This window comes from Candidatus Pelagibacter sp. PS_37, from assembly GCF_059417825.1.
On record NZ_CM182067.1, the window covers coordinates 702434 to 723093 of the forward strand.

The following is a 20660-nucleotide window of genomic DNA, read 5'->3' on the forward strand; positions in this document are numbered from 1 at the left end:
AAGTGGTGCCCTCGGCCAGACTCGAACTGGCACTCCAAAAAGGCACGGATTTTAAGTCCGTTGTGTCTACCAATTTCACCACGAGGGCTTTAATGAATTTCATGAGTATTTATGCTAATATTTATAATTGAACAAGCCCTATAAGTAAATTTTTTTTATTTTATCTCTCTAACGTCAAGTTTACGTCTAGTTATACTGTAAAGTCTCTAGATTAAATTAATTCTTAGCCTCTCCATTAATTATATGTATCCTAAATCTTTCATTTCATTTTGAAAAAATTTTTCAATTTGATTTGAGGTTTTAGTTTGAACTAAGTTTTGCCATTTATTTTCTTTACCTAAGTTAAAAAAATTCTTTACTTCACTGGTTTTTTTACTTACTGCATTTTCATCAAATAGTCCTTGAGTTTCTAAACTTTTCAAATTTTCAAATGATGAATTTAGAATAATTTTGTTAATATCCTTTTCAGATATTTTGATATTAAAAAATTTTTTTAAATATTCAATTAATCTATCAATCTCAAATCTTGGATTTTTAATTAAATTTTCATATTTAATTAAAAAATTATTTTTAGGAAATCTTTTCCATGAGTTGTAATGATGACCCCAAGATGATAAAATTTGGGGAATTGTATTATCTTCAAGGCCTATAGTTTGATTTTCATTGATTATAAAATTAATTGCATGTTCTTCACTTTCAAATGAAAAGTGGTTAATTAGAGAAGTAATAACATTTCTTGGATCTCTAACAACATGGATTACTCCAATTGTATTGTCAATGTTAGTAAAAGCATATTCCTGATCCTTAAATGGAATTTTGCAAAGCATGTTATGTGTTTTAAAAATATTGATTTTATTGTTAAGATTTATTAAATCTTGAGATATTTCCCAATTAGATATTGTTTTGTCTAAAATTAATTTTTTTTTATTCGGAGGGTAAGTTGATAATTTAAAATCCTCATCAAGCTCCAAAAAATCTTTTTTAGATGGATACAATCTTATTTTTTTTGAAGTTTCTATAGCTTTTTCACTATCAAAATTATTATATATTATTTGTGCAAGTATAGTTCTAACCCAAGTATTTCCACTTTTAGGGTAAGAAGCTAACCATAAGATCATAATATATTAATCTATTATTTGTTTAGTAAAGCTTTATTTAAAAATTTATTATCTAGCCTACAATTTTTATAGCCTTTTTTAACTATATTTAAATATTTTTCTGTTGGATATTTAAATACTGATTTTTTTACCATTGTATATGTCATTACTTTTTTTCCATAATAATAAAAATAATGTTTTTTATATAAAATTGGAAAATCCTCATAAACATCTAGTTTTTTTTCATCACTTTTTGAAATTTCAAATAATCCACCTGGAACATTTGATTTTTTTTTAGGTTCAATATCCGCTGCCCTATATTTACTTCTAAAAGTTAATCTAAAATCTTTAAGATTTATCTTTTTTAAAAAAACACTGTCTTTACATCTTCTTTTCATTTGAAAATGATGCAAATTACTACCATAAGCAAAATAAAGCATTTAACGATCTACTACTTCAATATTTTTTTCATTAACAAATTTTAAAATTTGAGAATTACAATTGTCTATTTTTGATTGATCTTCTGATCTAATTACAATTGAAACACCTAACTTTCCTGCCTGAAAAAAAGGGTAGCTTCCAATTTCAACATCTTTATTGTTATCTTGAACATTGGTTAAAGAGTTTGCAATTTCACTTTCAACAGTTTTTAAACTTATTGTATGGCTTAATATTGGATCTCCCCCTACTATCTTATTTTTTAATCCACCCAACATTGATTTTAAAATTGAAGGAACTCCCGGTAAGCAAAAAACGTTTTCTATATTAAATCCTGGGGCACCACTTGTTGGATTTAATATTAAATTAGCATTACGTGGCATCCATACCATTTTTTGTCGACCTTCATTAAATTCACCCACTTTGTAGTAAGATTCTAATATTTTAAAAGCTTCTTTGTGAATTTCATACTCAAGATTAAATGCTTTAGAAATAGACTGAGCAGTAATATCATCATGAGTTGGTCCTATACCACCAGTTGTAAATACATAATTATTAACCTTTCTTAAATGATTAACGGTCTCAATAATTGTATTCTCTATATCTGGAATAACCCTAACCTCGTTAACTTTTACACCAATTGAGTTTAACCATTGTGCAATTGTGCTGGTATTAGTGTCTTGCGTTCTTCCAGATAGGATCTCATTACCAATAATAAGTATTGCTGCATTAAATTTTGTATTTTGGGTCATTATTAAATATACAATTTAAATATGGAATTTACCAAAGCTTTAATAAAAGGCAAACTGATCAAACGTTATAAGAGGTTTTTTGTAGACGTTAAAATTGGCAAAGAAATTGTTACAGCGCATTGCCCTAATACGGGATCTATGAAGGGCTTATTAGATGAAGGAAATGATGTTTATGTATCTAAAAATGATGACCCAAAAAGAAAATTAAAATATACCCTTGAAATAATTAAGGTTAAAAAAAATTTAGTTGGTGTTAATACTCATTTTGCAAATAAAATTGCTTTCCATGGTTTAACAAATAATCTAGTTAAAGAAGTTGCTAACAATGATAGTATCAAAGCTGAGGTATTTTTTGATAAAGAAACACGGTTTGATTTTTTAATTGAAAAAGATAAACAAAAAATATTTGTAGAAGTTAAAAATGTTACTTTATTTAGAGAAGAAAAAACTGCAGAATTTCCAGATGCCGTTACCACTAGAGGGTCAAAGCATTTAAAAACACTTATAGAGGCAGTTAAAAAGGGCTATAAATCCTATCTATTATTTTTAGTCCAAATAGAGGGTGTGGATAATTTTAAAATAGCAAAAGACATTGATAAAGAATATTATGAAAATTATTTACTTGCAAAAAAAGCTGGAGTTAACTTTTTGGCTTATCAATGCAAAATAAATTCAAAAGAAATTAAAATAGATAAAAAAATTAAAATTATAAATGCCTGATTATTTAGAAAAATTTGAAAAGATGAGAGTTGCTGGAAATCTTGCAGCAAGAACTCTTGATATGCTTACAGATAATATTAAGCCAGGTGTAACTACAGAGTTTGTAGATAAACTAGGATATGAATTTATTAGGGACAACGGTGGTTACTCAGCTCCACTATTTTATAGAGGTTTTAAAAAATCATTATGCACTTCTTTAAATCATGTTGTCTGTCACGGTATACCTTCTGATAGAGTTTTAGTTGAAGGTGATGCCTTAAATGTTGATGTAACAGCTATAGTTGATAAACATTATGGTGATACAAGTCGAATGTTTTGTGTTGGAAAAACTCCTGTTAAAGTTAATAACTTAATTGATGCTACATACGAGTCGATGATGAGAGCAATTAATTTATTAAAGCCAGGATTAAAATTAGGTGACATTGGATATGAAATACAATCTTTTGTTGAAAAAAAAGGCTACTCAGTTGTTAGAGATTTTTGTGGTCATGGAATAAGCACAACATTCCACGAACCCCCTAATATTTTACATTATGGAAGAAGAAATACAGGGATGGAACTTAGACCTGGAATGACTTTTACAATTGAGCCCATGATAAATATCGGTGAATGGGATGTAAAGATGCTAAAAGATGGCTGGACAGCAGTTACAAAAGACAAATCTTTATCAGCACAATTTGAGCATACACTAGGTATTACTGAAAATGGTTATGAAATCTTTACAGAATCTGTTAAAGGTTATTCTAAGCCCCCTTACTTATAATTAATGATTGAACGATATTCTAGAAAACTACTAACTGACATATGGTCAGAACAAAACAAATACCAAATTTGGCTCGATGTAGAGGTTGCAGCAGCAGAAGCCATGGAAAAATTAGGTCAAATTCCTAAAGGTGTTGCATCAATTGTTAGAAAAAAAGCTAAAATAAACGTTAAAAGAATTCATCAAATTGAGAGTAAAGTTAAGCACGATGTAATAGCATTTTTAACCTCTGTTACTGAAAAAGCAGGGATTAAAGCAAGATACCTTCACCAAGGTATGACTTCTTCTGATGTTTTGGATACCAGTTTAAATATTCAATTAGTTCAATCAGGTAAAATTTTACTAGATGATATTGATCAAATTCTAAAAGTTTTAAAGAAACAAGCCAAAAAATACAAATACACTCCTTGCATGGGTAGAAGTCACGGAATTCACGCTGAACCTATAACTTTTGGTTTAAAATTAGCATCATTTTATGAGGAGTTTAAGAGAAATAGAAAAAGATTAGTTGATGCAATTGATGAAATTTCAACATGCGCAATCTCTGGTGCTGTTGGCACATTTGCAAATATTAATCCTAATGTTGAAAAACATGTAGCAAAAAAACTTGGATTAAAAGTTGAGCCTATATCAACACAGGTAATACCAAGAGATAGGCATGCTTTTTATTTTTCAATTCTTGGAATTATTGCAGGATCAGTTGAAAGAGTTGCAGTTGAGATTAGACATTTACAGAGAACTGAAGTTTATGAAGTGCAAGAGTTTTTTTCAAAGGATCAAAAAGGTTCTTCTGCAATGCCTCATAAAAAAAATCCAATCTTAAGTGAAAATTTAACAGGACTTGCTAGAATGGTTCGAAGTGCTGTTATCCCTGCTCTTGAAAATATTGCACTATGGCATGAAAGAGATATTTCTCACTCAAGTGTTGAAAGAAATATTGGTCCAGACGCAAATATTACCTTAGATTTTGCTTTAGCAAGACTAAGTAATATTTTAGATAAAATGATTGTCTATCCAAAAAAAATGATTGAAAATTTAAATATAACTAAAGGTTTAATTTTTTCACAAGAAGTAATGTTAGAGCTAACAAAATCAGGTTTAAGTAGAGAACAATCTTACAAAATGGTTCAAAATTATGCAAAAAAATGTTTTGCAGAAAATCTAAATTTATTTGATGTTATATCAGATGATAAATTCATAATGGCTAAAATTTCATCAAAAAGATTAAGGGCTATATTCAATTATTCATCGCATTTTAAAAACGTAGATTTAATTTTTAGAAGAGTATTCAAATAATGAAAAAAGGTAAAAAATTATACGAAGGTAAAGCTAAAATAATTTACGCAACATCTGATAAAAATTTGGTTATTCAATATTTCAAAGATGATGCAACTGCTTTTAATAATTTGAAAAAATCAACAATTGAAGGCAAAGGTGTTTTAAACAATAGAATTTCAGAACATATTTTATCAAACTTAACTCAAATTGGGATTAAAAATCATTTAGTAAAAAGACTAAATATGAGAGAACAAATTATCAAATTAGTTGAAATTATACCTATTGAATTCATTGTTCGTAATGTTGCAACAGGCTCTATTACTAAAAGATTAGGTATCGAAGATGGAACAATTTTAAAACAGCCACTATTAGAGTATTGCCTTAAAGATGATAAATTAGGTGATCCACTTATTGCTGAAGAGCATATTTTAGCTTTTGATTGGGCTACAAAATCTGAATTAGAAAAAGTTAAAAAAATGATCCTTAGAATTAATGATTTTATGATTGGAATGTTTAGAGGAGTTGGGATTAAACTAATTGATTTCAAACTTGAATTTGGAAGACTTAAAGAAAATGGGAAAAATGAGGTTATTCTGGCTGATGAGATTAGTCCTGACACTTGCAGATTATGGGACAGTATTACTGATAAAAAACTAGATAAAGATAGATTTCGTAAAGATTTGGGTGATTTAATACCTGCATATACTGAAGTTGCAAAAAGACTTGGTATATTGCATGAGCAATCAAATTTAAGTGCTGTTAATGTTACAAAGTTAAGATCAGTTAAAAAAAGAAAATAATATGAAAATATCTGTAATTATAACACTTAAAAAAGATGTTTTAGATCCTCAAGGTAAAGTTATCCATCAAACCCTGGACGGTATGGGATTTGAAGGGATTAATGAAGTAAGACAAGGAAAATATTTTGAAATTGACACTAAAGAAGACGATAAGAAAAAAGCTGAAAAAAAAGTTGAAGAAATGTGTAAGAAACTTTTAGCAAACTTAGTGATAGAAGACTTTAAAATTATTGGATCACAATAATAAAAAATGCATTCATCTGTAATAACCTTTCCTGGATCTAATTGTGATAGAGACATGGATGTTGCTTTAAAGAAGTTTGGTTTTAAAAACAAAATGGTTTGGCATGACGATGTTGAGCTGCCAAAAAGTGATTTAGTAGTTTTACCAGGTGGTTTTTCATACGGGGATTACCTTAGATGTGGAAGTATGGCATCAAAATCAAAAATTATGAAATCGGTTCTAAACTTTGCTCAAGGGGGTGGTAAAGTTATGGGAGTTTGTAATGGGTTTCAAATTTTAGTTGAATCTGGATTACTGCCTGGTGTGCTGCTTAGAAATAAATATTTAGAATTTATTTGCAAAAATGTTTTTGTTAAAGCTAACAATAAAGATAACTCTTATTTTAAAGATGATAAAAAAAACATCTACGAGTTTCATATAGCTCATAATGAGGGAAATTACTTTTGCTCTAATGATCAAATTAAAGAAATTAATGACAATAACCAAATAGCTTTATTTTATTCAGATGAAAACGGAAATGTTAATGAACAATCTAATCCAAATGGTTCATTACAAAATATAGCTGGTGTGTTTAATAAACAAAAAAATGTTTTAGGAATGATGCCTCATCCAGAAAGAATGATAGACCCTGCTCTTTCAGGTGAAGATGGTTCAATTTTTTTTCAAAACTTAATTAATAATTTAAAATAATGATAGTTAACGAACAGCTTGCAATTGATCATGGTTTAAAAAAAGATGAATATAAAAAAATCTGTGATTTGTTAAAAAGAGTTCCCAATATTACTGAGCTTGGTATTTTCTCAGCAATGTGGAATGAGCATTGTTCTTATAAATCTTCAAGATTTCATCTTAAAAACTTACCTACTAAAGGAAAAAACGTAATTCAAGGTCCTGGTGAAAATGCTGGTGTTATTGATATTGGCGATGATGATGCAATAGTATTTAAAATTGAAAGTCATAATCACCCTTCATTTATTGAACCTTATCAAGGTGCCGCAACGGGTGTTGGTGGAATTATGAGAGATGTCTTTACAATGGGAGCAAGACCAATAGCTAATTTAAACTCAATTCATTTTGGCTCACCTCAGCATAAAAAAACTAAGAATTTATTACGTGGAGTTGTTCATGGTATAGGTGGATATGGTAATTGTATGGGGGTTCCAACAATTGCTGGTCAAACTAGTTTTGACGAATCTTATAATGGTAATATTTTAGTAAATGCTATGACCCTAGGTCATGTAAAAAAAGATAAAATTTTTTATTCAAAAGCTGCAGGTTTAGGGAAACCTGTGATCTATGTTGGTTCAAAAACAGGTCGAGATGGAATTCATGGTGCAAGCATGGCATCAGCTTCATTTGATGATAAAATTGAAGAAAAAAAACCGACTGTTCAAGTTGGTGATCCTTTTACAGAAAAACTATTATTAGAAGCTTGTTTAGAATTAATGGCAGGAGATTCGATTATTGCTATTCAGGATATGGGTGCTGCAGGATTAACTTCTTCAAGTATTGAAATGGCTTCAAAAGGAAATTTAGGAATTGAGATCAATTTAAGTAAAGTTCCTTGTAGAGAGGCAAACATGTCCCCTTATGAAATTATGCTATCTGAAAGCCAAGAGCGAATGCTTATTGTTTTAGAAAATGGCAAAGAAGAAATGGCTAAAAAAATATTTGATAAATGGAATTTAGATTTTGCTGTAATTGGTCAAACAACAAAAAGTAAAAAAATTGAACTTTATTTTAATGAAGAAAAAGTAGCAGATATTCCTGTTAACACATTGGTTGAAAACTCACCTATGTATGATCGAAAATGGAAAAAAGCTAAATTACCTAAAAGAATTAAAGTTGATAAAGAACAATTTAAAACCTTAAAAGTAAAAAATGTTTTAAATAAAATATTATCTAATCCAAATGTTTGTAGCAAAGAGTGGATTTGGCAACAATACGATCATACCGTTATGGGTGATACTATTCAAAAACCTGGCGGAGATGCTGGTGTTGTTAGAGTTCATGGTACCAATAAAGCTGTTGCAGCATCTGTAGATTCATCTGCTGTATATTGCTGGGCTCACCCATTAAGTGGTGGAAAACAAATTGTTTGTGAAAGTTGGAGGAACTTAATTTCAGTTGGTGCTAAACCAATTGCTATTACTAATTGCTTAAATTTTGGTAGTCCTGAAAATGAAGAAAATATGGGTGAGTTTGTTGAGTGTGTTCAAGGTTTAGGTGAAGCGAGTGCTTACTTAGAGTTTCCAGTAGTTTCTGGAAACGTTTCATTTTACAACCAAACTAAAGATATTGGGATTAAACCTACACCAGCAATTGGGGGGGTTGGTTTAATTAAAGATTACCAAAACATGGTTACAATGGATTTAAAAGAAGCTGATAATATACTTTTAGTTATTGGTAAAACTGAAGGTCACTTGGATCAAAGTTTATTTGCAAGAGATATTTTAAATGAAAAAAATGGACCTCCTCCTGAAATTAATCTTTTTAATGAAAAAAATAATGGTGAAACAATTTTAAAGCTTATTAATAAAAAATTTATAAAATCTGCTCACGATGTTTCTTTAGGTGGAATAATTACTGCTCTTTCTAAAATGTGTATTAAAGGTAAAAAAGGTGCAACTCTTAAAAAGTCTAATTACTTAATTAATCAATTTGAATACTTATTTGGTGAAGATCAGGGAAGATACATTATTGAAATTAGTAAAGATGATCTAGAAAATGCTACTAAAATACTTCAAGAAAACTCCGTACATTTTGATGAACTTGGGTTAGTAAATGAAGATGGTTTAATAATTGACGATAAGACAAAAGTATCAATTGACGATTTGATTAAATCACATACAAATTGGCTAACGAACTACATGAAAAATTAAAATGGCAATGGATATAAAAGAAGTTGAAACACTCATTAAAGAAGCTTTACCAGATGCTATAATAGAAATTCAAGATCTTGCAGGAGATAGTAATCACTACTCAGCGACAATAACCTCTAAAGAGTTTTCAGGAAAAAGTAAAATTGAACAACACAAAATGGTGTACAATTCTTTAAAAGGAAAAATGGGCAACGAACTTCATGCATTAGCAATTAAAACAAAGGAACAATAATGGACGATAGTACAAAAAATTTAATTCAAGGTCATATAGAAACCAACGAAGTATGTTTATTTATGAAAGGAACGCCAGATGCTCCTCAATGTGGATTTTCTATGGCTGTGTCAAATATGTTAAAAATTTTAGAAGTGAATTACAAAGGAATAAATGTTCTTGAATCTCAGTCTTTAAGAGAAGGTATAAAAGAATTTAGTGACTGGCCTACTATTCCACAAGTTTATATTAAAGGTGAATTTGTTGGTGGCTGTGACATCGTTAAGGAAATGTATGAAAATGGTGAACTCAAAAAAGTCCTTGAGGATAAAGGAATTAATTTTAAAAAATAATTTATTACTTATAAATATAATCTCTAGTATTCGGAGTTGACATATAGTTCTTTGTTAGTTGGAACTGATAAACAACTTGGTCTCCCCATTTAAAAGCACTTTCACAGCTAGCTAAATAAAATTCCCACATCCTAAAAAATTTTTCATCAAACATATCAATTATTTGAATTTTATTTTTAATACAATTTTCTTTCCAGTGCCTTAGAGTCTGAGAATAATGTAATTTAAGTACCTCTATGTCAGATACTATTAATCCAGCTTTCTCAACAGGTGTTACCACCTCACTGAGACTAGGCGTATAACCACCTGGAAAAATATACTTAGTTATCCAGGGGTGTGGGTCTCTAGGAGGATTAACTGAGCCAATAGTGTGAACTAGTGAAACACCATCATCTTTAAGCAAATTATCAATCTTCTTAAAAAAATTTTTATAAAACTTCCTACCAACATGTTCAAACATTCCAACACTTACAATTCTATCAAACTTTTCGTCTAACTGACGGTAATCTATTAGCTTAAAGGTAACTTGATTTTCTAAATTAAGCTTTTTGGCTTTTTTAACACAGTAGTTAAACTGATTTTCAGATAGAGTAATCCCTGTAACTTCACAATTATTACTTTTTGCAATATCAATAGCTAAAGATCCCCAGCCACAACCTATATCAAGAACTTTTTGATTTGGCTTTATATTAAGTTTTTTTATTATGTGTTGTATTTTATTATTTTGAGCATCTTCTAAAGTATCATTTTCATTTATAAAATATCCACAAGAGTATTGTTTTTTAGGATCTAAAAATAAACTATATAGTTCATCTGAGAGATCATAATGATGTGCCACATTCATTTTTGATTTTTTTATAAAGTTAAAGTTTGTCAAATATCTATAAGAGCCATAAAGCTTATTTATCAACATACTAAAAAAATTTAATTCACCTCTTCCTATATTCATAAGCGCTATATCTAAGAAATCAGTTAAACTTCCGTTTTCAATTTGTATATCTCCATTAGAATAAGCTTCTCCAAAATATAAATCTGGCCTAAAAAATAATTTATAATGGAGTTTCTTATCTAATATTTTAACTGTGATTGGCTTATTATTTTTTGGTGTGCCAATAATATATTTATTTGAATTTGCATCAATTAAAAGAAAGCCATCTTTCTGAAACAATTTATTTAGATATCTTGCCAGTTGCATTTAAAATCTCATAAAAATTTTATTTATAAGAAAAAATATATAATGAATTTATGTAAAATTCACTCAGGATTAATTCACAATTTTATTGGAATTTTAAGAACAATATTAAAAGAATTTTTTAAAAAAAAGGATATTTATTATCTAGAGTAATATTCAATTACTAGATTAGGTTCCATTACTACTGGATAAGGAACTTCGTCGAACTTAGGCGTTCTAACAAAAGTAACTTTTTTATTTTTTTCATCTAAATTAATGTATTCAGGAGTTTCTCTTTCTTTGCTAGCTAGAGCGATATCAATTATAGCCAACTGTTTAGATTTATCTCTAATTTCAATTATATCTTCTTCTTTAACAACGTAACTTCCAATGTTAACTTTTTTACCGTTAACTCTTACGTGACCATGGTTAATAAGTTGTCTCGCTGAAAATACTGTTGTTGAAAATCTTGCTCTATAAACAACAGAATCTAATCTTCTTTCAAGCAAACCAATTAAATTTTCACCCGTATCCCCTTTTAACATGGTAGCTTTTTTATAAATATTTCTGAATTGTCTTTCGTTAATGTTACCGTAGTAACCTTTTAATTTTTGTTTAGCTTGTAGCTGAATTCCGTAATCAGAAGGTTTTCCTTTTCTACCTTGTCCGTGTTGTCCTGGACCATAATCTCTTTTATTAAAAGGACTTTTAGGTCTACCCCATAGGTTAATTTTTAACCTTCTATCTATTTTATGTTTAGCGCTTATTCTTTTTGTCATTTGATAGGTGGGGTTATAAACTTACTCATTATTTTGTCAATCAACCTTTTTTGGACAAACTTGCAAATACACTAGATAAAATACGTGTTTCTTTCTCAGAAAGCTCCATTTTAGAAAAAATACTTCTTAAGTTTTCAAGCATGATAGGTCTCTTCTCTAAGGGTTTAAAAAAGTGTTTTTCCTCTAGTTTTTTGATGCACAAGTTAGTCATAGCTTGAATATCCTTTTTGCTAGCTAAGGTTACTTTTTTTGATTTAGAATATTTTGCACCCTTTAAATTAATAATGCTTGCTACTGTATGAGCTATAATAATAACACTATGTGACAGGTTTAAAGATTTAAAATCAGGGTTAGTTGGGATTTGCATAGTGTAATTAGCATAACTAATCTCATTATTAGATAAACCAGACGCCTCAGAACCAAATAAAAAACCTATCTTTTTATTAAAATCAATTTTTTTTAAATCATCTAAATTAATATGTTTAATATTTTTGTTTCTAAACCTTGCAGATGTTGCAATAACACAATCTACCTTTTTTACAGCAGATTCTAAAGTTTCATGTACTTTAGCATTAATAATTAGATCTTTTGCACCAACTGACGTTGCTAAAATTTTATCATTTGGAAAAATTGGTTTTGGTTTAACAATAACTAGCTTTTTAAAATTAAAGTTTTTAAGAGCTCTCGCACAAGCTCCAATATTTTCTGATAGTTGAGGTTGATGTAAGATAAATGAGATATTATTAAAAGACATTAAAGACTTGCTGGAGCTTTATCTTTAAATAATTTATAATCTAAACTATCAACTAATGCTTTAAATGAAGCGTCAATTATATTTGCTGAGACACCAATAGTGAACCAGTTCTTACCTTTTGAGTCTGTGCTTTCTATTGAAACTCTAGTGATTGCTTCAGTGCCTGTATTTAAAATTCTAACTTTGTAATCAACTAATTTTAAATCTTTTAAATATTTAGAGTATTTGTTTAATCGATCTACATTTTGTCTAATAGCATTATCTAGTGCATTAACAGGACCATTTCCTTCACCCGTACACATAATTTTTTCACCATCAACTTCAAGCTGAGCTTTTGCGGAAGAAACAATTGTGCCTGATGAATCTTTTTTAACAGAGACATCGTATTCTTTAATCAATATATACCTTGGTATTTTGCTGATAATCCTTCTGGCTAATAATTCAAACGATGCATCCGCACCATCGTAACTATAGCCAATAAATTCTCTATCTTTTACTTCATCTAAAAGTTTTTTAATTTTAGGGTCGTTCTCTTCTATTTCTATACCAATAGTTTTTAATCTTGAGATTATATTGGATTTTCCAGATTGATCTGAAACTACTATGTTTCGAGAATTTCCAACTTCTACTGGATCAATATGTTCATAAGTTTTTGGATCTTTTTGAACCGCTGATACATGAAGGCCACCTTTATGAGAAAAAGCAGCAGCACCAACGTATGGAAGATGTTTGTTAGGTTTTCTATTTAAAATTTCATCCAGTAATCTAGAACATTCTGTTAATTTCTTAATATTGTCTGGTTTAATTTTTAATTGAAAATTAGTTGCAAAATCTTCTTTTAAAAAAAAAGTAGGGATTAGTGACATTAAATTAGCATTACCACATCTTTCACCTAAACCATTGATGGTTCCTTGCACCTGTCTAACACCAGCCCAAACTGCAGCTAAAGAATTCGCAACTGCATTACCTGTATCATTGTGGGCATGTATCCCTAAATTTTTTCCAGGTATAGTTTTAGAAACTTCTGTAACTATTTTTGTAATTTCATGAGGTAAGGTTCCACCATTAGTGTCACATAAAACAATCCATCTTGCTCCCTCATCAAATGCTGCTTTAAGACATGATAAAGCATAATTTGGATTGGCTTTGTATCCATCAAAGAAATGTTCTGCATCAAACATGAATTCTTTATTCATTTTAACAAAGTGTTTTGCTGTCTCTTTAATGTTTTCTAAGTTTTCTTCATTAGAAATCCCAAGTGCTATATCAACATGAAAATCCCAAGATTTTCCTACAATACAAACTGCCGGTGTGTTTGAGTTTAAAAGTGCTGATAGTCCAGGATCATTATCGGCACTACGACCAGTTCTTTTGGTCATACCAAAAGATGTTAGTTTAGCATTATTAAATGAATGTTTTTTTTGAAAAAATTCAGTATCCGTAGGGTTTGCACCTGGCCACCCACCCTCAATATAATCAACACCTAAATTATCTAAAGCAGAGGCAATTTTCAATTTATCATCTACAGAAAAGTCTACACCTTGTGTTTGTGCACCATCTCTTAGTGTTGTATCAAATATAAAAAGTTGTTGTTTACTCATTTTAGTTTCCAAATTGTTTTACCATCTTTGTCTTCTATTAAAACCCCTTTATCTAAAAGCTTATCTCTAATGATATCAGCTTCTTTATAATTCTTATCTTCTCTTGCTTTGTTTCTAAGTGAAATCATTTCCAAAATATCATCTTCATTAATGGATGATTTTTTCTTTTTAAATTCCATCCACTCTTCTTTTGTTTTATTTAAAATACCAATAAAATTACAAGCTAATACAAATAAACTTTTCTCTTCATTTTCTCCTTTTAAGGCCTTATCATACAGTTGATGTAACTTTGCAATGTAGCCAGGTGTATTCAAATCATCGTATAATGGAGACAAAATATCTTCATCTAAAACTATTTTGTCTTTTGGGGGTAAATAAACTTCATACCATTTATCAATAGTATTTTTGCAATCTTCTAAGAGCTTTTCGTTCCAGTCTAATGGTTGTTTGTAGTGAGCACTCATAAGAGCAAGTTTTAAAACTTGTCCGTCAACATTATCTTTAAAATCTTTAATCTTAAGTATGTTGCCAGTTGATTTAGCCATTTTTTCATTGGACATAGTAATAAATGCGTTATGGATCCAATAATTTGCAAAAACTTTACTATCATTCGCACATCTTGATTGTGCAATTTCATTTTCGTGATGTGGAAAAATTAAATCAATTCCACCTCCGTGAATATCGAATATGTTACCTAGATATTTTTTAGACATTGCAGAACATTCTAAATGCCAACCAGGTCTTCCTTTACTCCAAGGAGAATCCCAAGAAGGTTCATCATCCTTAGAGGGTTTCCATAATACAAAGTCTTCTGATTTTTTTTTATTCTCTGAAACTTCAACTCTAGATCCTGCAATTAAATCTTCTAATTTTTTATTCGATAGCTTTCCATAATCATCAAATTTGCTAACTTCAAAATAAACATGGTCGTTTGCCTCATAGGCAAAATTTTTTTCTATTAAAGTTGATATCATTTTAATCATGAGATCAATATGATCTGTAGCTTTTGGCTGTTGGGTTGGATTATCTAAATTTAAGTAATTACAATCATCATTAAAATCTTTAATAACATTGTTTGTTAATTCAGATATTGAAAGATTTTTTTCTTTTGCTGATTTAATTATCTTATCATCAACATCTGTAATATTTCTTATATAATTTATTTTATCATGACCATATTTTGATTTTAAAACTTTGAACAAAATATCAAAAATAACAAGAGGTCTAGCATTACCTATGTGTGGGTTGTCATAAACAGTTGGACCACAAACATACATTCCAATGTTTTCTCTATTTATTGGAACAAATTTTTCTTTTTTATTATTTAGATTGTTTGTTAAAAAAATATCCATGTTCATTATCTTAGAATTATACTTTAATTATAGATTTGTGAATCTATAAGATTAGTTGGGAATCTTGCAAACTGGGATTGGTTCCATTTTATGCAAGTTCATCTTTCTTATTTTTTCGTATTTTTCACGATTTATTGAATTAACATTGTTCATAGCTTCTTCTAATTCCTCGTATTTAAGACCTAACTGACCTTCATCAGTTCTGCCATCATCCCATAATCCATCTGTTGGAGCAGCATCAATTATCTCTTGAAGAATATTAATAGATTTACCTATTTCCCATACTTCTGATTTATTACAATCCGCAATAGGAGATATATCAACTCCACCATCTCCATATTTTGTATAAAACCCTACTCCAAAATCCTCAACTTTATTTCCAGTACCAACCACAATACCTTTGTTTGCAGCTGCTACTTGATAAAGAGTGGTCATTCTAATTCTTGCTCTAGAATTTGCCATTCCAAGTTCACTATTAAAATTAGATAACGTACTCTCAAACGTTTCAAATAATTTATCTAAATTTATTGTGTGCGCTTCAACATTATCAAAGTTTTTAACAAGCCATTCTTGATGTTTTAAGCTTAAGTCATGTTGTGATGATTTTTGTTTAATGGGCATTGATAAAACAATTGTTTTAATACCTGTCATTGCGCTCAATGTACTTGATACAGAAGAGTCTATTCCCCCAGAAATTCCAATGATTAAAGATTGAGCCTTACTTGGCATCTTGTTCACATAATCTTTAATCCAATTACTTATAAATTGTGCTTTTTCTAATGGTTTCATTATCTAAAATTTAAACGAAATTGTATTCAATACAATGCTTTAAGATGCCGCTTTAATATTTTTTTTAGAATAAGCAGCATTTTTCTTAATCTCATCAGAAATTAAAAAAGCTAACTCTAACGCTTGGTTAGCATTAAGTCTTGGATCACAATGAGTGTGGTAACGGCTAGATAAATCTTGGTCAGATATTTTCTGGGCACCCCCTGTGCATTCAGTAACGTCTTGACCGGTCATTTCAATATGTAATCCACCTGCGTAACTTCCTTCACTTTGGTGGCATTCAAAAACATTTTTTACTTCTTTGACAACACTATTAAAGGGTCTTGTTTTAAATCCAGTTGTAGCTTTAATTGTATTGCCATGACAAGGATCACATGACCATATTACATTTAAACCTTCTTTTTTAATTGCTCTAATTAATTTTGGTAAAAATTTAGAAACATTTTCGTGACCAAATCTAGAAATTAAAGTTATTTTACCTTTTTCATTATTTGGATTAATTTTATTACAAAGGTTTATCAAGTCTTCAGCTTTTAATGTTGGTCCACATTTAATTCCAATTGGATTTTCAATTCCCCTACAAAACTCAACATGTCCACCATCTAGTTGTCTTGTTCTATCTCCTATCCAAACAAAGTGAGCTGAGGTATCGTGATATTCACCTGTTGTTGAATCTACTCTTGTCATTGCTTGCTCAAAAGGAAGTAATAAAGCCTCATGTGAAGTCCAAAAGTTTACTGTTTTTAATCTTCTATTAAAGTCAGAATTAATTCCACAAGCATCCATAAATGCTAAGGCATCTGCAATTCTATCTTCTAGATCTTTAAATTTTTTAGCAGCTGAAGAGTTTTTAATAAACCCTAAGTTCCAAGTATGTACTTTTTTAAGATCAGCAAAACCTCCATGAGAGAAGGCTCTTATAAGGTTAAGCGTTGATGCAGATTGTGAATAAGCTTTAAAAAGTCTTTTTGGATCAGGAACTCTTGATTTTTCATTAAATTCCATTCCATTAATATTATCTCCAAGGTAACTAGGCAGTTCAACGCCATCAATATTTTCAACAGGAGAACTTCTTGGTTTGGAAAACTGTCCAGCAATTCTTCCAAGTTTAATAACTGGTAATGATGCCGAATAAGTAAGCACTAACGACATTTGCAGTATCAGTTTAAATGTATCTCTAATGTTATCAGGATGAAATTCTGCAAAACTTTCTGCACAATCTCCACCTTGTAATAAAAAAGCTTTTCCATCGACAACATCAGCTAATTGTTCTTTTAAATGTCTCGTCTCACCAGCAAAAACTAATGGTGGGAAATCTTTAATTTTACTTAAAACACCATCCAATTCTTTTTGATCGGGATATTCAGGAATGTGTTTTACAGGATAATTTCTCCAGCTATTTATTTTCCAATTTTTCATATTCAACCTAGGGGTGTTGTAGCAGAGTTTAATTATTATTCAACTGTGACTGATTTTGCTAAATTTCTAGGTTTATCGATGTCATACCCTTTTTTAAGAGCTGAATAATAAGCTAATTTTTGCAATGGGACAGTTAATAAAAAAGGTAACAAGTCATCATTGGCACTTTCAACTAATACCGTTTCCCAAATATTTTCTGAAAAAACTTCGTCTTTGCTCTTGTTAGTAATCAATAAAACTTTAGCCCCTCTTGCTATTACTTCCTGCATATTAGAAATTGTTTTTTTATAATAATTATCTCTTGGAGCTAAGACAACAACTGGCATTCCATCTTCAATTAAAGCTAATGGGCCATGTTTCATCTCACCTGCAGGATATCCTTCAGCATGAACGTAAGCTAATTCTTTTAATTTTAACGCCCCTTCTAATGCAATTGGGTAAGAAAAGCCTCTCCCTAAAAACATCGAACCTTTTGCATCAGTAAATGAGCTTGAGACTGTCTGGATTTTACTTTCTGTTAGTAAAGTTTGCTCAACTAATTTAGGTAATAATTTTAAATCTTTAATTTTGTTTAAAAATAAATCTTTATCCAAGTCTTTTCTTAAAATTCCTAATTTTAATATTAAAATATATAAAACCAACATTTGACCCATAAAAGCTTTTGTGGATGCAACACCAATTTCTTGCCCACAATGAATGGGTAAAACAAAGTTAGAGTCCCTTGCAATAGAGCTTTCTATAACATTAACTACACTACAAGTTTTCATGTTGTTTTTATTACATAAATCTAGGGCCGCATAAGTATCTGCAGTTTCACCTGATTGTGAAACAAAAATGTATAAATTATCATCTTTAAATCTATTTTTTCTGTATCTAAACTCGGATGCAATATCAATTGTTACGTCAAGTGTAGTATTTTCTTCAAACCAATACTTTGCCATTAAACAAGAGTGATAAGCTGTACCACAACCAATTAAAGTAACTGAAGAAATTTCTTTAATGTTCCAGGGAAAATTGTAGATGTTGATGTCGTTGTTAATCTTATCTACATACTCATTTATACAGTTCTTTAATGTTGTAGGCTGTTCTTCAATTTCTTTTGCCATAAAGTGTTTAAAATCACCTTTGTCATAATCCTGTTCTTTTGAAGATAATTCTAAAACTTTCTTATTAACTTTTAAGCCTTCTTCATCAAAAAACTCAACTTGGTCTTTTTTTATAATGCAAAACTCTCCATCATTTAAATATGAAATTTTATTAGTCATAGACTTTAAAGCGTAAGAGTCTGAGCCTAGATAATTTTCGTTAGGACCATAGCCAACTGCAAGTGGAGACCCTCTTCTAGCACCCACTATAAGATTTGGTTGATCTTTAAAAATTATACCTAAAGCAAAACTTCCATGTAATTGTTTAAGGGTTTTAATAATTGCCTCTTTTAAATTTAGTTCTTTTAAATACTCTGTTATTAAATGTACAATTACCTCAGTATCTGTTTGAGATTTAAATACATGACCCTTGTTTATTAAATACTTTTTTAAAAGTGTAGAATTTTCAATAATCCCATTATGTACAACCGATACACTCTCTGAAGAATGAGGATGTGCATTAATAGTATTTGGAATACCGTGCGTTGCCCATCTAACATGACCAATTCCAATGGGGCCTGACATATTCTTAACAGCAAGGTTTTTTTCTAAAATATCAACTCTACCTTCTGATTTTGCTTCACTTACAATTCCATTTGATAATGTGGCAATTCCTGCAGAGTCGTATCCTCTATATTCTAATTTTTTAAGAGAATTAATAATTGTAGATGAAACCGGTTTATTACTAGCTATACCTATTATTCCACACATTTTATTTCGTTCTTCTTTTGTAGTTTTTAACTTCTGTTTGAGCGCTTCTAGTTAAAGCTAATGAATTTTTTTTAACTTTCTTTGTAATAACTGATCCTGCCCCAACAATACTATTTTTTTCAAGAGTAATTGGTGCAACTAATGATGAGTTAGAACCTATAAATACATTGTCTTTAATTTTTGTTTTACTTTTTTTAACACCATCATAATTGCAAGTAATTGTACCAGCTCCAACATTAACACCTTTACCCAATTCACTATCTCCAACGTACGATAAATGATTTATTTTTGATTTTTTTCCAACTGTACTTTTCTTAACTTCTACAAAATTTCCAATTTTTGATCCTTCTTCAAGAATAGTTCCTGGTCTTAATCGTGCATAAGGTCCAACTTCAACTTTATTTTTTATTTTACAATCTTCTAAATGTGAAAATGAATTGATAGTTACATTATTTCCAATTTTAACTTTTGGCCCAATGACAACATATGGATTAATAGTAACGTTTTTTCCAACCTTTGTATCTTTTGAAAAAAAAATAGTTTCAGGACCAATCATCTTTACACCAGACTTGATAAAAAATTTACGAAGTTTTTCTTGTTCAGTATTAGAATTTATTTGTTTCATCTGGAAATATTTTTATATTAAGTGTATAGATAGCTTAATTCACAATTTATTTCTTAAAAATACTTTATTAATGACTCAAAAATACTCAATATTATTTGACCTGGATGGAACATTAGTCGATACCGCACCTGATTTAATGAATGCTCATAATCATGTAATGAGAAAATATGGTTACCCCACCAAATCTACTGCTGACATTAGAAATTTAGTGGGTCAAGGAGCTGGTGCGATGATTGGTAGATCTATATGGGGGCAAGCAAAAAAAGAGTTTGGTAAAATTGATGATCAAAAAATTAAAGCTGAAATGGTAAAAGATTTCGTTAATTTTTATGGAAAAAATATTATTAAAGAAAGCACACTTATTAATGGGGTAAAAGAATTTCTAAAATGGTGTAAAGAAAAAGAAATTTCAATGGCAGTTTGTACTAATAAACAAGAACACCTAGCAATTGATCTTTTAAAAAAAATTGGAATTTATGATTACTTTGAGTACGTTGCTGGGTCTGATACGTTTGATTATTGCAAACCCGATCCAAGACACATAACAAGTATTATTGAAATCATCGGGGGTGATGTAAAAAAATCTCTAATGTTTGGGGACAGTGAAACTGATGCAAATGCAGCAAAGGCTGCCTCTGTTCCTGTTATTTTATTAGAAAATGGTTATACAGAAAAAAATTCTAATGAAATTTACCATAATCATTTAATAAAAGACTTTATTGGTGTTGAAAAAATAGTTTCAACTTACTTAAAAGATTGATTTAATTTTTTTTCTT

At 29.7% G+C, this 20660-nt stretch carries 22 protein-coding genes and 1 tRNA gene; 10 read left to right on the forward strand and 13 right to left on the reverse strand.

Features of this window, described 5'->3' with window-relative positions; genetic code table 11:
* Positions 1-3: 3 nt before the first annotated feature.
* The 4 genes from AC5SL9_RS03740 to AC5SL9_RS03755 all read right to left on the reverse strand — a co-directional run bounded on the left by AC5SL9_RS03740 (position 4) and on the right by AC5SL9_RS03755 (position 2287).
* A tRNA-Leu gene (locus AC5SL9_RS03740) sits at positions 4-88 on the reverse strand.
* Between the two features lie 151 nt (positions 89-239).
* Entirely contained in the window at positions 240-1118 is an 879-nt protein-coding gene (locus AC5SL9_RS03745) for a sulfotransferase domain-containing protein (protein WP_494573797.1), read from the reverse strand.
* A gap of 14 nt (positions 1119-1132) precedes the next feature.
* Positions 1133-1537 (reverse strand): gamma-glutamylcyclotransferase family protein, encoded by a 405-nt coding sequence (locus AC5SL9_RS03750; RefSeq protein ID WP_494573798.1) that lies wholly within the window; start codon positions 1535-1537, stop codon positions 1133-1135.
* Positions 1538-2287: a competence/damage-inducible protein A gene (locus AC5SL9_RS03755; RefSeq protein ID WP_494573799.1), complete on the reverse strand. Its 750-nt coding sequence runs from the start codon at positions 2285-2287 to the stop codon at positions 1538-1540.
* Positions 2288-2308: 21 nt separating this feature from the next.
* Between AC5SL9_RS03755 and sfsA the strand changes: the two genes are divergently transcribed.
* From sfsA to grxD, 9 genes are read left to right on the forward strand one after another with little or no spacing between them, the layout of a single operon-like run.
* The gene (gene sfsA / locus AC5SL9_RS03760) at positions 2309-3007 is read left to right on the forward strand and encodes a DNA/RNA nuclease SfsA (protein WP_494573800.1); all 699 of its coding nucleotides are present in this window, start codon (positions 2309-2311) and stop codon (positions 3005-3007) included.
* Positions 3000-3770, forward strand: a complete 771-nt coding sequence (gene map / locus AC5SL9_RS03765) for a type I methionyl aminopeptidase (RefSeq protein ID WP_494573801.1) — start codon at positions 3000-3002, stop codon at positions 3768-3770. Before sfsA ends, map begins: the two co-directional genes overlap by 8 nt.
* Before the next feature lie 3 nt (positions 3771-3773).
* Positions 3774-5066 (forward strand): adenylosuccinate lyase, encoded by a 1293-nt coding sequence (purB, locus tag AC5SL9_RS03770; protein WP_494573802.1) that lies wholly within the window; start codon positions 3774-3776, stop codon positions 5064-5066.
* Positions 5066-5848, forward strand: coding sequence for a phosphoribosylaminoimidazolesuccinocarboxamide synthase (gene purC, locus AC5SL9_RS03775; protein WP_494573803.1), 783 nt, complete (start codon positions 5066-5068; stop codon positions 5846-5848). The genes purB and purC overlap by 1 nt, the downstream gene beginning before the upstream one ends.
* A gap of 1 nt (position 5849) precedes the next feature.
* Positions 5850-6092: a phosphoribosylformylglycinamidine synthase subunit PurS gene (gene purS / locus AC5SL9_RS03780; RefSeq protein WP_006996789.1), complete on the forward strand. Its 243-nt coding sequence runs from the start codon at positions 5850-5852 to the stop codon at positions 6090-6092.
* Between the two features lie 6 nt (positions 6093-6098).
* On the forward strand, positions 6099-6782 hold the full coding sequence (gene purQ / locus AC5SL9_RS03785; protein ID WP_006996788.1) for a phosphoribosylformylglycinamidine synthase I: 684 nt from the start codon (positions 6099-6101) through the stop codon (positions 6780-6782).
* A complete protein-coding gene (gene purL, locus AC5SL9_RS03790) occupies positions 6782-8974 on the forward strand; it encodes a phosphoribosylformylglycinamidine synthase subunit PurL (RefSeq protein WP_494573804.1) in 2193 nt (730 codons plus the stop codon). The genes purQ and purL overlap by 1 nt, the downstream gene beginning before the upstream one ends.
* Position 8975: 1 nt before the next feature.
* Positions 8976-9206 carry a BolA/IbaG family iron-sulfur metabolism protein gene (locus AC5SL9_RS03795; protein WP_006996786.1) on the forward strand — a complete coding sequence of 77 codons (231 nt, stop codon included), beginning with the start codon at positions 8976-8978 and terminating at the stop codon, positions 9204-9206.
* Complete coding sequence (grxD, locus tag AC5SL9_RS03800) at positions 9206-9538, forward strand: Grx4 family monothiol glutaredoxin (protein WP_006996785.1); 333 nt, start codon at positions 9206-9208, stop codon at positions 9536-9538. Before AC5SL9_RS03795 ends, grxD begins: the two co-directional genes overlap by 1 nt.
* Before the next feature lie 4 nt (positions 9539-9542).
* Here grxD and AC5SL9_RS03805 read toward each other — a convergent pair whose 3' ends face one another.
* The 9 genes from AC5SL9_RS03805 to AC5SL9_RS03845 form a co-directional block, all read right to left on the reverse strand.
* Positions 9543-10733, reverse strand: a complete 1191-nt coding sequence (locus AC5SL9_RS03805; protein WP_494573805.1) for a class I SAM-dependent methyltransferase — start codon at positions 10731-10733, stop codon at positions 9543-9545.
* A 137-nt stretch (positions 10734-10870) separates the two neighbouring features.
* On the reverse strand, positions 10871-11488 hold the full coding sequence (rpsD, locus tag AC5SL9_RS03810; RefSeq protein WP_018414188.1) for a 30S ribosomal protein S4: 618 nt from the start codon (positions 11486-11488) through the stop codon (positions 10871-10873).
* A 40-nt stretch (positions 11489-11528) separates the two neighbouring features.
* Positions 11529-12242 (reverse strand): RNA methyltransferase, encoded by a 714-nt coding sequence (locus tag AC5SL9_RS03815; protein WP_027307010.1) that lies wholly within the window; start codon positions 12240-12242, stop codon positions 11529-11531.
* Complete coding sequence (gene cimA, locus AC5SL9_RS03820; RefSeq protein WP_494573806.1) at positions 12242-13843, reverse strand: citramalate synthase; 1602 nt, start codon at positions 13841-13843, stop codon at positions 12242-12244. The genes AC5SL9_RS03815 and cimA overlap by 1 nt, the downstream gene beginning before the upstream one ends.
* The gene (gene cysS, locus AC5SL9_RS03825) at positions 13840-15201 is read right to left on the reverse strand and encodes a cysteine--tRNA ligase (protein ID WP_494573807.1); all 1362 of its coding nucleotides are present in this window, start codon (positions 15199-15201) and stop codon (positions 13840-13842) included. Before cysS ends, cimA begins: the two co-directional genes overlap by 4 nt.
* 45 nt (positions 15202-15246) lie before the next feature.
* Complete coding sequence (gene nadE, locus AC5SL9_RS03830; protein ID WP_494573808.1) at positions 15247-15984, reverse strand: NAD(+) synthase; 738 nt, start codon at positions 15982-15984, stop codon at positions 15247-15249.
* A gap of 39 nt (positions 15985-16023) precedes the next feature.
* Complete coding sequence (locus tag AC5SL9_RS03835) at positions 16024-17403, reverse strand: class II 3-deoxy-7-phosphoheptulonate synthase (protein ID WP_494573809.1); 1380 nt, start codon at positions 17401-17403, stop codon at positions 16024-16026.
* Between the two features lie 35 nt (positions 17404-17438).
* A complete protein-coding gene (gene glmS / locus AC5SL9_RS03840) occupies positions 17439-19259 on the reverse strand; it encodes a glutamine--fructose-6-phosphate transaminase (isomerizing) (RefSeq protein ID WP_494573810.1) in 1821 nt (606 codons plus the stop codon).
* Position 19260: 1 nt separating this feature from the next.
* Positions 19261-19884: a DapH/DapD/GlmU-related protein gene (locus AC5SL9_RS03845; protein ID WP_011282169.1), complete on the reverse strand. Its 624-nt coding sequence runs from the start codon at positions 19882-19884 to the stop codon at positions 19261-19263.
* Positions 19885-19954: 70 nt separating this feature from the next.
* Here AC5SL9_RS03845 and AC5SL9_RS03850 point away from each other — a divergent pair, with 70 nt between their 5' ends.
* Positions 19955-20644, forward strand: a complete 690-nt coding sequence (locus tag AC5SL9_RS03850; RefSeq protein ID WP_026225075.1) for an HAD-IA family hydrolase — start codon at positions 19955-19957, stop codon at positions 20642-20644.
* Positions 20645-20660 lie beyond the last annotated feature (16 nt).

Excerpts from the sequence above, each read along its gene's own strand:
- cysS (WP_494573807.1), bottom strand. The coding sequence starts at position 15,201 with ATGAACATGGATATTTTTTTAACAAACAATCTAAATAATAAAAAAGAA.
- AC5SL9_RS03795 (WP_006996786.1), top strand. The coding sequence starts at position 8,976 with ATGGCAATGGATATAAAAGAAGTTGAAACACTCATTAAAGAAGCTTTA.
- AC5SL9_RS03750 (WP_494573798.1), bottom strand. The coding sequence starts at position 1,537 with ATGCTTTATTTTGCTTATGGTAGTAATTTGCATCATTTTCAAATGAAA.
- AC5SL9_RS03755 (WP_494573799.1), bottom strand. The coding sequence starts at position 2,287 with ATGACCCAAAATACAAAATTTAATGCAGCAATACTTATTATTGGTAAT.
- purQ (WP_006996788.1), top strand. The coding sequence starts at position 6,099 with ATGCATTCATCTGTAATAACCTTTCCTGGATCTAATTGTGATAGAGAC.
- AC5SL9_RS03815 (WP_027307010.1), bottom strand. The coding sequence starts at position 12,242 with ATGTCTTTTAATAATATCTCATTTATCTTACATCAACCTCAACTATCA.
- glmS (WP_494573810.1), bottom strand. The coding sequence starts at position 19,259 with ATGTGTGGAATAATAGGTATAGCTAGTAATAAACCGGTTTCATCTACA.
- purC (WP_494573803.1), top strand. The coding sequence starts at position 5,066 with ATGAAAAAAGGTAAAAAATTATACGAAGGTAAAGCTAAAATAATTTAC.
- AC5SL9_RS03850 (WP_026225075.1), top strand. The coding sequence starts at position 19,955 with ATGACTCAAAAATACTCAATATTATTTGACCTGGATGGAACATTAGTC.
- AC5SL9_RS03845 (WP_011282169.1), bottom strand. The coding sequence starts at position 19,884 with ATGAAACAAATAAATTCTAATACTGAACAAGAAAAACTTCGTAAATTT.
- AC5SL9_RS03745 (WP_494573797.1), bottom strand. The coding sequence starts at position 1,118 with ATGATCTTATGGTTAGCTTCTTACCCTAAAAGTGGAAATACTTGGGTT.
- AC5SL9_RS03805 (WP_494573805.1), bottom strand. The coding sequence starts at position 10,733 with ATGCAACTGGCAAGATATCTAAATAAATTGTTTCAGAAAGATGGCTTT.
- purS (WP_006996789.1), top strand. The coding sequence starts at position 5,850 with ATGAAAATATCTGTAATTATAACACTTAAAAAAGATGTTTTAGATCCT.
- cimA (WP_494573806.1), bottom strand. The coding sequence starts at position 13,843 with ATGAGTAAACAACAACTTTTTATATTTGATACAACACTAAGAGATGGT.
- rpsD (WP_018414188.1), bottom strand. The coding sequence starts at position 11,488 with ATGACAAAAAGAATAAGCGCTAAACATAAAATAGATAGAAGGTTAAAA.
- map (WP_494573801.1), top strand. The coding sequence starts at position 3,000 with ATGCCTGATTATTTAGAAAAATTTGAAAAGATGAGAGTTGCTGGAAAT.
- purL (WP_494573804.1), top strand. The coding sequence starts at position 6,782 with ATGATAGTTAACGAACAGCTTGCAATTGATCATGGTTTAAAAAAAGAT.
- AC5SL9_RS03835 (WP_494573809.1), bottom strand. The coding sequence starts at position 17,403 with ATGAAAAATTGGAAAATAAATAGCTGGAGAAATTATCCTGTAAAACAC.
- sfsA (WP_494573800.1), top strand. The coding sequence starts at position 2,309 with ATGGAATTTACCAAAGCTTTAATAAAAGGCAAACTGATCAAACGTTAT.
- grxD (WP_006996785.1), top strand. The coding sequence starts at position 9,206 with ATGGACGATAGTACAAAAAATTTAATTCAAGGTCATATAGAAACCAAC.
- purB (WP_494573802.1), top strand. The coding sequence starts at position 3,774 with ATGATTGAACGATATTCTAGAAAACTACTAACTGACATATGGTCAGAA.
- nadE (WP_494573808.1), bottom strand. The coding sequence starts at position 15,984 with ATGAAACCATTAGAAAAAGCACAATTTATAAGTAATTGGATTAAAGAT.